This is a genomic window from Bradyrhizobium uaiense, from assembly GCF_010811875.1.
GTDB classification, from domain to species: domain Bacteria; phylum Pseudomonadota; class Alphaproteobacteria; order Rhizobiales; family Xanthobacteraceae; genus Bradyrhizobium; species Bradyrhizobium uaiense.
This window is the reverse complement of sequence record NZ_VKHP01000316.1, coordinates 1-9,657: the sequence shown is the minus strand read 5'-3', so window position 1 is coordinate 9,657 and position 9,657 is coordinate 1. Positions and strand designations below refer to the sequence as shown.

General features: G+C 64.8%; 9 protein-coding genes and 1 pseudogene. 8 read left to right on the top strand and 2 right to left on the bottom strand.

What is annotated here, in order from left to right; translation table 11 throughout:
* Positions 1 to 146 precede the first annotated feature (146 nt).
* Positions 147 to 785 (bottom strand): GntR family transcriptional regulator, encoded by a 639-nt coding sequence (locus FNJ47_RS41710; protein ID WP_163162062.1) that lies wholly within the window; start codon positions 783 to 785, stop codon positions 147 to 149.
* Between the two features lie 122 nt (positions 786 to 907).
* On the opposite strand from FNJ47_RS41710, the gene bioB reads away from it, so the two are divergent.
* From bioB to FNJ47_RS41690, 4 genes are all read left to right on the top strand, one after another.
* The gene (bioB, locus tag FNJ47_RS41705; RefSeq protein ID WP_163162060.1) at positions 908 to 1,903 is read left to right on the top strand and encodes a biotin synthase BioB; all 996 of its coding nucleotides are present in this window, start codon (positions 908 to 910) and stop codon (positions 1,901 to 1,903) included.
* A gap of 64 nt (positions 1,904 to 1,967) precedes the next feature.
* Positions 1,968 to 3,122 (top strand): 8-amino-7-oxononanoate synthase, encoded by a 1,155-nt coding sequence (locus FNJ47_RS41700; protein WP_163162058.1) that lies wholly within the window; start codon positions 1,968 to 1,970, stop codon positions 3,120 to 3,122.
* Complete coding sequence (bioD, locus tag FNJ47_RS41695) at positions 3,119 to 3,751, top strand: dethiobiotin synthase (RefSeq protein WP_163162064.1); 633 nt, start codon at positions 3,119 to 3,121, stop codon at positions 3,749 to 3,751. The genes FNJ47_RS41700 and bioD overlap by 4 nt, the downstream gene beginning before the upstream one ends.
* Positions 3,748 to 5,010, top strand: a complete 1,263-nt coding sequence (locus FNJ47_RS41690) for an adenosylmethionine--8-amino-7-oxononanoate transaminase (RefSeq protein WP_163162056.1) — start codon at positions 3,748 to 3,750, stop codon at positions 5,008 to 5,010. Before bioD ends, FNJ47_RS41690 begins: the two co-directional genes overlap by 4 nt.
* 118 nt (positions 5,011 to 5,128) lie before the next feature.
* Here FNJ47_RS41690 and FNJ47_RS41685 read toward each other — a convergent pair whose 3' ends face one another.
* A complete protein-coding gene (locus tag FNJ47_RS41685; RefSeq protein WP_163162054.1) occupies positions 5,129 to 6,412 on the bottom strand; it encodes a YXWGXW repeat-containing protein in 1,284 nt (427 codons plus the stop codon).
* Positions 6,413 to 6,497: 85 nt separating this feature from the next.
* On the opposite strand from FNJ47_RS41685, the gene FNJ47_RS41680 reads away from it, so the two are divergent.
* The 4 genes and pseudogenes from FNJ47_RS41680 to FNJ47_RS41665 form a co-directional block, all read left to right on the top strand.
* A complete protein-coding gene (locus FNJ47_RS41680; RefSeq protein WP_163162052.1) occupies positions 6,498 to 6,896 on the top strand; it encodes a hypothetical protein in 399 nt (132 codons plus the stop codon).
* A gap of 303 nt (positions 6,897 to 7,199) precedes the next feature.
* Complete coding sequence (locus FNJ47_RS41675; protein WP_163162050.1) at positions 7,200 to 8,012, top strand: pentapeptide repeat-containing protein; 813 nt, start codon at positions 7,200 to 7,202, stop codon at positions 8,010 to 8,012.
* Positions 8,013 to 8,097: 85 nt separating this feature from the next.
* Positions 8,098 to 8,517, top strand: coding sequence for a CBS domain-containing protein (locus FNJ47_RS41670; protein WP_163162048.1), 420 nt, complete (start codon positions 8,098 to 8,100; stop codon positions 8,515 to 8,517).
* A 342-nt stretch (positions 8,518 to 8,859) separates the two neighbouring features.
* Positions 8,860 to 9,657: pseudogene (locus tag FNJ47_RS41665) on the top strand (hypothetical protein); the annotation flags it as partial.

Genomic DNA, 9,657 nt, shown 5'->3' with positions numbered 1-9,657 from the left:
GGGTTGGGGTGAGGGGCTGTCTCCGCGCATTCGCTATTGGCTGTGCTTGCGGAGACTCCCCCTCACCCGGAACGCATCTCACGATGCGTTCCGACCTCTCCCCGCACGCGGGGCGAGGTGAACCGGAGCACGTCGGAACAACGCGATCACGCCGCCGGCAGCGCAAGCCGTTCGATGGTCTGAATATGCCGCGCGAGCAGGCTGCAGGCCTGCTCGATGTTGCGTGCGCGCAGCGCCTGCAGGATGACGCGATGGTCCTGGCTCGGCCGCGGCCGCCAGCCGGCGTTGCGGGCCATCGCGAACACCAAACGCGAATTGGCGAGCTGCAGGCCGTCGAGGCTGGCGAGCAGGCGCGGCATCGCGCAAGGCGCTACCAGCGCGTGATGGAAGGCGCGATTGGCCAGCTCGAAATCCTGCACCGTCTCGGCCTTGTCGCCTTCGATCATGGCGACCTCGATCCGTGCCAGATGCGCCGATGTGTATCTCGGCGCAGCATTGCGCAACGCGACCACCTCGAGCGCGGCGCGCATCTCGGCGATCTCCTTCACTGCGGCGGTGTCGAGCGGCGCGACCCGCACCCCGCGACGGGGCACGGCAACGACGAGATGCTGCGCCTCCAATTGCCGGAAAGCCTCGCGCACCGGGACGTGGCTGGAATGGAATTCCCGCGCGACATGGTCCTGCCGGAGCGGGGCATCCGGCGGCAAGGCGCCGCTGATGATGCCTTCAGCGAGCACCTCGGCAATGCGCCCGGCGGTCGTCGCGTTCTCGCCTTCGCCCATCATAGATTATCTATCATAAAAACGGGTGCGCTGCCGCACGGCCTCAGCTAGCATCGTTCTAAGTCCAGGATCATAGATAATATTCCAGATTATCTATGATTCATCACAAGCAAGAAGGCAAGCCCATGGTTGATGTCGTTGAGATCGAACGGACCGACAGCCGCAGCAGCGCACCGCCCCGCAAGATCTGGGAACGTGCCGAGGCCGAGGCACTCTATAACCTGCCGTTCGCGGACCTGATGTTCCAGGCGCAGGGCATCCACCGCGCCAACTTCAATCCGAACCACGTCGAAACCGCGAGCCTGCTCAGCATCAAGACCGGCGGCTGTCCGGAAGACTGCGGCTACTGCTCGCAGAGCGCGCATTACGACACCGGCCTGAAGGCCAGCCGCCTGATGCCGCGGGACGAAGTGGTCGCGGTCGCGCAGCGCGCTAAGGATGCCGGCGCAAGCCGCTTCTGCATGGCCGCGGCCTGGCGCAGCCCGAAGGACCGCGACCTCGATCAGGTCTGCGACATGGTCAGCGCGGTGAAGGGGCTTGGCATGGAAACCTGCGTCACGCTCGGCATGCTGACGCCAAAGCAGGCCGAACGTCTCTCCGACGCCGGGCTCGATTTCTACAACCACAACGTCGATACCTCGCCCGAGTTCTACGACAAGATCATCACCACCCGCACCTTGCAGGACCGCATCGATACGCTGGCGCATGTGCGCGATGCCGGCATCAAGGTCTGCTGCGGCGGCATTATCGGCATGGGCGAGATGGTCGAGGACCGGCTCGGCATGCTGGTGCTGCTCGCCAATCTCCCGAGCCCTCCGGAGAGCGTGCCGATCAACCTGTGGAACGAGGTCAAGGGCGTGCCGGTCAACGAGACCGCGGAGCGTCCCGATCCGATCGCGCTGGCGCGGCTGGTCGCGACCGCGCGCATCCTGATGCCGAACAGCGTGGTGCGTCTGTCGGCCGGGCGGCAATACATGACCGATGAACTGCAGGCACTGTGCTTCCTCGCCGGCGCGAACTCGATCTTCATCGGCGATGTGCTGCTGACCACCAAGAACCCGCAGCGCGATCGCGATGCCGATCTGCTCGATCGGCTTGGCATCACATCCCGTCTCGCCTGATCGCAACGTGCGGCGCGCGCGGCGTCATTTCGCCGCGCGACCAACCATAAATCTGTGAGCGAACATGAGCGCAATCCATGCGGCCGAGGCCGCTGATTACGTCGCGGCCTTGCACGCCCTGAGCAAGGACGATCGGCTGCGCGGTCTCAAGCCGCGCGCAGGCATCGATTTCGTCTCGAACGACTATCTGGCGCTCGCGAGCGCGCCGCGCATCAAGCAAGCGGTTGCGGCCGCGCTCGAGGCCGGCACGCCGATCGGCGCCGGCGGGTCGCGGCTATTGCGCGGCAATTGCGAGGAGCACGAAAGACTGGAGGCCGACGCCGCCGCGTTCTTCCGCGCCGAGACCGCGCTGTTCTTCGGCGGCGGCTACGTCGCCAATTTCGCCGTGCTGACCACGCTGCCGCAGCGCGGCGACCTGCTGGTTCTGGATTCGCTGGTGCACGCCAGCATCCATGAGGGAGCGCGCGCGGGCCGGGCCGAGTTCCGGTTCAGCGAACATAATGATCCTCAATCTGTTGAAGACACCATTCGCGGCTGGCGCGCCGAGGGCGGAACGGGCCGGGTCTGGATCGTGGTCGAAAGCGTCTACAGCATGGACGGCGACGTCGCGCCGCTCGACGAGCTCGTCGCTCTCGCCGAGCGCCACGACGCGTTCCTGATGGTGGACGAGGCGCACGGCACCGGTGTCTATGGTGAACAGGGGCGCGGGCTGACCGCGCCCTATGAAGGACGCGAGAATCTCGTGATCGTTCATACCTGCGGCAAGGCGCTCGGCGCCGCCGGCGCGCTGGTCACGGCTTCGACCGTGCTGCGCGACTTCATGGTCAATCGCTGCCGCCCGTTCATCTTCGCCACCGCGCCGTCGCCGCTTGTGGCCGTCGCGGTGCGCGAGGCGCTACTGATCCTGCAGGAGGAGCCCGAGCATCAGCAGCGCCTCGCCAGGCTGGTCACGTTCACGCATCGGGAGTTCGCTCAGCGCGGCTGGCACAGTCCGTCGCGCTCGCAGATCGTGCCCTATATCGTCGGCGACAATGCGCGCGCGATGCGGCTTGCGTCGGCGTTGCAGATGCGCGGCTTCGACGTCAGAGGCATCAGGCCGCCGACCGTGCCGGTGGGGACGGCGCGGCTACGCATTACGCTGACCCTCAATGTCAGCGAGGCCGACGTCCGCACGCTGCTCGATGCGCTGGTCGAGGAGACGAAGGGTTGGTCGCGATGAGCCGCCGGATCGTGGTGACCGGCACCGATACCGGGATTGGAAAGACGATCTTCTCTGCAGGCCTCACCGGCTTCCTCAGCGCGAGTTACTGGAAGCCGGTTCAGGCCGGTCTCGACGAGGAGACCGATGCGCAATTGGTGGCGCGGCTTGGTGGTCTGTCGGCCGATCGCATCGTGCCGGAGCGCTACCGGCTGCGAACGCCCGCTTCGCCGCATCAGGCTGCCGCAATCGACGGCGTTCGCATCGATCCTGCGGCGCTCGCCGTGCCCGACATTGGCGACCGGCCGCTGGTGATCGAAGGCGCCGGCGGGCTGATGGTTCCGCTGCACGACAACATGCTCTATATCGACGTCTTCGAGCGATGGCGGCTTCCGGTCGTGCTCTGTGCCCGCACCGCGCTCGGCACCATCAATCACTCGCTGCTATCAGTCGAGGCGCTGCGCAGGCGCCAAATCGACATTCTCGGGATCGCATTCATCGGCGAGAGCAATCCCGTGAGCGAACGCGCTATCTGCGAGATCGGGCAGGTGCGCCGGTTGGGGCGATTGCCCCCGCTTGCCCCGCTCACGGCAGACGCGCTGCGCACAGCGTTCAAGGCATCGTTCCGGAGCGAAGATTTCAACGCATGACGTCGCCCAGGAAATCGCCGATCTGGCACCCGTTCACCCAGCACGCGCTGCACGGCGAGATGACAAGGATCGTGCGCGGGGAGGGCGCCTACCTCTACACCGCGGATGACCGTCGCATCATCGACGCGATCGCGTCCTGGTGGGTCGTGACCCACGGTCATTGCCATCCGCATATCGTGCGCGCGATCCAGGAGCAGGCCGAACAGCTCAACCAGATCATCTTTGCCGGTCATACCCACGATCCGGCCGAAGCGGTTGCCGCGCAGCTTTTGAAGCTCGCGCCTGAGGGACTCGACTACGTGTTCTTCTCCGATAGCGGATCGACCAGCGTCGAAGTGGCGCTGAAGATGGCGCTCGGCTATTGGCACAATATCGGCGTGCCGCGCACGCGGATCATCGTCATGGAGCACTCCTACCATGGCGACACCGTGGGCACGATGTCGGTCGGTGCGCGCGGCGTCTTCAACAGGGCGTACGAACCGCTGCTGTTCGACGTCGCGTCAATCCCGTTTCCCGCTGCCGGCCACGAGCAGGCGACGCTCGACGCGCTCGAAGCCGCGTGCAAGGAGCAAACTGCAGCCGCGTTCATCGTCGAACCACTGATCCTCGGCGCCGGCGGCATGCTGATGTATTCGCCCTGGGTGCTGGCGGAAATGAAGCGCATCTGTGAAGCCGCAAACGTGCTGTTCATCGCCGACGAGGTGATGACCGGCTGGGGCCGCACCGGCACCTTGTTCGCGTGCGAACAGGCTGGCATCACGCCTGATATCGCGTGCTATTCGAAGGGCCTGACCGGCGGGTCGTTGCCGCTGGCGGTGACGCTGTGCCGTGCCGATATCTACGATGCGCATTATTCCAGCGATCGTGCGCGGATGTTCTTCCATTCCAGTTCCTATACGGCGAACCCGGTCGCCTGCGCCGCGGCGAAAGCGAACCTCGAGCTCTGGCAACACGGCACGGGCGAGCGCGTCACGTCGCTTGCCGCGATGCAGGAGCGCATGCTCGCGCCGTTCCGCACCGACGCGCGTTTCGAAAGCGTCCGCCGCACCGGAACCATCACCGCGCTTGATCTGAAAGCCAGCGATGCCGGCTATCTCGGCGGCATCGGCCCCAAGCTTCAGGCCTTCTTCGAACGGCGAAACCTGCTGCTGCGCCCGCTCGGCAATACAATCTACGTCATGCCGCCCTACTGCCTCACCGAGGCCGATCTCGTGGAGATTTACGCCGCGATCAGCGATGCGGCCGACGAGCTGGCCTGACGGTGCGGCTTGCGCGCCGGAAATTCCGTGACCGACGATTTGCATCGCGCGCCGTTTTGCACGCGATGGGCGCTCATGTGAAATCGGCGTGCCCTTGCGGGCACGCCGAGCGGCTCGATCACGCGTGCCTGTGTGGCGCCGGCCTCGCAGCGGGATGTTGCGGCCTTGGCGCGGGATGGGGTCGCGGTGCCGGTCGTGACACATGCGGCGGCGCGGGCCGTGGCGGCGGGGCACGGTGCACGGCCGCTTGCGCGACGTGCGGCGCCGGCGGATGCGCGGCCGGGCGTGGCGCAGGTGGAGCATGCTGTGCGGCTTGCGGCCTCGGCGCATGCACGGCTGGTGCCGCTGCGACGTGCGGCGCTGGCGCAGGATGTCCCGCGGCGGCGGGCGCAGCATGAGCGGTCGGCAGGGCGTGTTCCGCCGGTTGTGCGTGCGCCGCCGGCGGAGTGTTCCCCGCGGGCAAAGCGTGTCCTGGTGGCGGTGTGTGCGTCGGCGGCAGCGCGTTTCCGCTGGGGAGGGCGTGTCCGGTCGTTTGAGCGTGCTCTGCCGGCGCAGCGTGCGCGGCAGGCAAAGCGTTTCCGCTTGGCAGGGCATGTCCCGGCGGCACGGCATTCCCGGTCGGCACAGCGTGCTGGGCGGTCGGTTGCGCATGCCGGGGCGGCGGCGCCGCGACCGGCTTGCCCGGGTGCGCGGCGATCACGCCCGCGCCGCTGAACCGTGCTGCGTGCGCGGTCGCGGCGATCGCCGGATGACCATGGTTGTTGGCGAGCGTCAGCGCCGGATCCTTCATCGCCGCTTCCGCGTGCCGCGTCTGCTCGGCGGTCGCAGCCACATGGTGCTCGTTCGCGGCGGCGACCTGCTGCGGCGTCGGCCTCACCGTGGTGCCGCCGGTGCCGCCATTGTAGCTGACGTTGGTCGTGTTGTTGATGACGGTCTTGTTGTAGACGTTGGTGACCGAGACATTCGAGATGTTGTTGACGGAGCTGTTGTAGAAGAAGTTGCCGCCGCGCCAGTAACCGCCCTCATAGCCGACGCCGGTGTAGCCGAAGCCATAAGAGATGCCGCCGTAGAAGCCGACGGTCGCTCCCCAATAGCCGGCGTGGAACCCATAGACGCCATCGTTCCAGCCCCAGTAGGCGGGTGTCCATAGCAATGCAGGTGCGGGCGGAAGCACCCACGTGCCGGGAACCCAGTAGTAACCGATATCGTCGCTCCACGCCCAATAGCCGGGAGTCCAGATGTAGCCGTCACCTGGGATCGGCGGCTGCTCGTAGACAGGCAAGGGTGGAGGTGCTGCATCGACGCTGATGCCGATGGCGAGCTGCGCGCGTGCAGCGTGAGGCGGCGAGAGACAGCAGAGGCTGAGAGCAAGAGCGAAAGGCAGTCCGGCGATGCGGCGCATGGCACATACTCCAATCTTCTTCCCCCAGCGTTGGAGTGAATAGTGGCAGTGACATGAACCCGTTGTGAATGTTTGTGCTGACTCCGTGATTTCGAGATCGCGCGTCGACGGAATCGTTAACGACAGCGAATGCGAGTCAGCTCGGTGTCAGGATGGAACGCGATCATGTGGGTTCAATGTTGGAATAGCTCGAGCCGAGCGGCTCGAACGAAAACAGGAGAATGCCGCAGGCCAGGATCAAGGGTACTACGCGGCGCAACGCGAGGGCGAGAAGTCGATCGCGCAACTGCGCGGGCTCGAGGAAGAGGAGAAGAAGCGCCACCTCGACGAGCTCGCCGGCAAGGCCTCAGCCGGCGATACGGACTCCGATCTGATCGCCAGGGCGTCCGGCTATGCGACCCCCGAGATTCTCAAGCTGCGCGGCGACATCGCGCGCACCCAGGCGGCCGTCAGCAAGGTGATCAACAACAAGGACTATCGCTAGGTCCGTGCCAATAGGGGCGGCCCATGCAGCGGTGGCTATGCATCTTGATGTTGGTCGCGCAACGCGATTAAGGCCCAGACTGCAGCGGCGCAGAATTGCGATCAAACAGACGTGCGATTCGTCAATTGTCTCAGGGCACGGGCTGGGGTTCTGTACCGCCAATCGAGGCGCCTGCGCATGAAACGGTCACGAGCATTGCCAGGATTGTGATCCGGTTCCATACTCTGGCGCCGGAAGCACATCTCCACGGCGCGGCCGGCGCGAAGATGCGAGAAGCGATACCTTAGAAGCGGAAAGACGGCGATGCGGCTTCGTCTCGCGTTTGCTTTTGTATCGATGGCGGCGCTGCTCGCTGATCCGACTGCCGCCATGTCGCAAGACCTGTTGAGCAGCGTCGACCTCGATAGTCCCGAAATGACTATGTCGGAGATGACGCGCGCCGAGGTCGACGCGCTCCTCAAGGCCGCGTCTCAAGGAGACCGACACACCGTGGATTTGGAGGGAAAGCGACTGTCGCGCCTCGATCTCTCGGGCCTCGACTTCTCCGGCGGCAACCTTCATCTCGTCAAGCTCAACCGGACCAATCTGAAAGCTGCGCGCTTCGATCGGGCCGTGCTGAACCAGGCCTGGCTCATCGACGCAGATCTGACGGAGGCGTCCTTCGTCAAGGCATCGCTGCTCGGCACGCAGATGCAGCGCGCCAAGCTTGGCGGTGCCGATTTGAGCGGCGCTCGCATCACCGCCGATCTATCCGGTGCCAGCCTGATCGGGGCGAGGCTCGCCGGTGCGGATTTGAGCGCCGATATGCGCAACCAATCGATGGGCCTGATGCGGGGCGTGCTCAAATCCGCCGATCTCCGGAATGCGGATTTGAGCGGCGCCAATCTCGCGCGCGCCGATCTCGAATTCGCGCAGTTGCAGTACGCGAACCTGGCGAACTGCAACCTCAACAAGGCTGACCTTGCGGGAGCCGATCTCTCCGGCGCCAATCTCGCCGGCGTCGATTTCACCGAGACCGACCTTGCGTCGGCCGTCTTGCCGAGCGCGGCCGCGCTGGCAGAGGCCCGTAACCTGGACAAGGCCAGGAACTTGAGCCTGGCGCGACGGCCAAATTGACCAAGGCGCAGGACCCATGCGGTCACACTCGATCTGTTGTATAGTTGCAGGCGAGGGGGCTGCTGCCTTGCAAGGGAGGTCCTCCATGAAGGTCAAGGATGTGATGCACAAGGGCGTCGATTGGGTCAGCCCCGATACCCCGATCACTGAAATCGCAAAATTGATGCGCGGGCACGATGTCGGTTGCATTCCGATCGGACAAGACGATCGTCTGATCGGGATGGTGACGGATCGCGACCTCGTCTGTAAAGGTCTTGCGAGCAAGGACTTCAACTCCGCGCGCACCACGGCGCGCGATGTGATGACCGAAGGCATCCACTGCTGCCGGGAAGACGACGATCTGGCGAAAGCGGTGCATCACATGGAAACGCTGAAGATCCGCAGGCTGCCTGTGATCAACAAGAGCAAGCGAATGGTCGGCATGGTCAGCCTGGGGGATGTGGGCCACTTTGCCGGTGCCGATCTCATGTCCGAATACATGAAGAGTGTGTCGGCTCATCATTGAGGCGAGGCCGGTCTGCCGGAAACCGGCAGACCGGCCGGCACCATGGCCGGACAACGGGCGGGCAGAAAAGAAGAAGTGGCACACCATTCAGGACAACCAACGAACACACATATAATTGAAATTACATGTGATTTCCTATCCTAAGCGTTCGATCGCCGTCGGTGCCGACTTCGGTCCCACCCGCTGTCTTTGGGAAATTCAGCACGCGTCACGACAGCGTGCACCTTTCGCTGCGGGATCGTGTATTGTCATCGGAGGCCGTCGAAGCTTCGATACCGGGCTCGAAGGGATGCACTCCAGAATCAAGCTGATGATCGCGGCTGCGATCGGACGGCACGGCAAATGGAGGACATTATGGCGTGGCGCGACGACAAGGCCCGGGCAACCCTGATCCGCGACGCAGCGGGCAGCGTGCCAGCGGGCAAGAGCCCCCGGGCCTTTGCCGAGCCGTTGTTCGGCTACACCAACATCGAGGATCTCGCCAATTACGATGCCGCCTCGCTTGCGCTCCTGGCGGAGCAGGCTTGGGAGCATGTCCAGCGGCGCACGGCCGGCAGCGCCGATATCCGCGTCGTCAACCCCACATTGCCGAACGGGCGCGAGATTTCCGTGCTCGAAATTCTCAACGACAATATGCCTTTCCTGTTCGATTCCACCATGGCGGAGCTCGCCGAGCAGGGCATCGAAGTCAGCCTCGTTGCTCACCCGATCATCGCCGTGGATCGCGATGATGAGGGGAAGCTGCTGCGGTTCTACGGGGAAGCTTTGCCGGAGGGAGCCAAGGGCGCGCGCGAAAGCCTGATTCATCTCCACATCACCCGCCTGGACGCCGATGCAGATCGTCAGAAGCTGATCGACGGCCTGACCAGAACGTTGAGTGATGTCCGCGCCTGCGTCGCGGACTGGCGCGGCATGCGTGACCGCGTCGAGGAAGCGATCAAGACGTTCTCTTCAAATCCGCCGCCGCTGCCGATCGACGAGGTCGCCGAAGCCAATCAGTTCCTGCAATGGCTCTGCGCGGACATCCCTCAACGCTCTGGTCAGGCCGTCGATCAGCTGCTGGCGCTCTGCCTCGGCGTCCGGGCGGGTGGTGTGGAGCGGGATCCGGCTTGCGCGCGCGCCCTTGACTCCCTCCGGCAA

Coding starts and splice junctions, on each gene's coding strand:
- FNJ47_RS41710 (WP_163162062.1), bottom strand. CDS start 785: ATGATGGGCGAAGGCGAGAACGCGACGACCGCCGGGCGCATTGCCGAG.
- FNJ47_RS41670 (WP_163162048.1), top strand. CDS start 8,098: ATGAAGGTCAAGGATGTGATGCACAAGGGCGTCGATTGGGTCAGCCCC.
- bioD (WP_163162064.1), top strand. CDS start 3,119: ATGAGCCGCCGGATCGTGGTGACCGGCACCGATACCGGGATTGGAAAG.
- FNJ47_RS41690 (WP_163162056.1), top strand. CDS start 3,748: ATGACGTCGCCCAGGAAATCGCCGATCTGGCACCCGTTCACCCAGCAC.
- FNJ47_RS41675 (WP_163162050.1), top strand. CDS start 7,200: ATGCGGCTTCGTCTCGCGTTTGCTTTTGTATCGATGGCGGCGCTGCTC.
- FNJ47_RS41685 (WP_163162054.1), bottom strand. CDS start 6,412: ATGCGCCGCATCGCCGGACTGCCTTTCGCTCTTGCTCTCAGCCTCTGC.
- FNJ47_RS41700 (WP_163162058.1), top strand. CDS start 1,968: ATGAGCGCAATCCATGCGGCCGAGGCCGCTGATTACGTCGCGGCCTTG.
- bioB (WP_163162060.1), top strand. CDS start 908: ATGGTTGATGTCGTTGAGATCGAACGGACCGACAGCCGCAGCAGCGCA.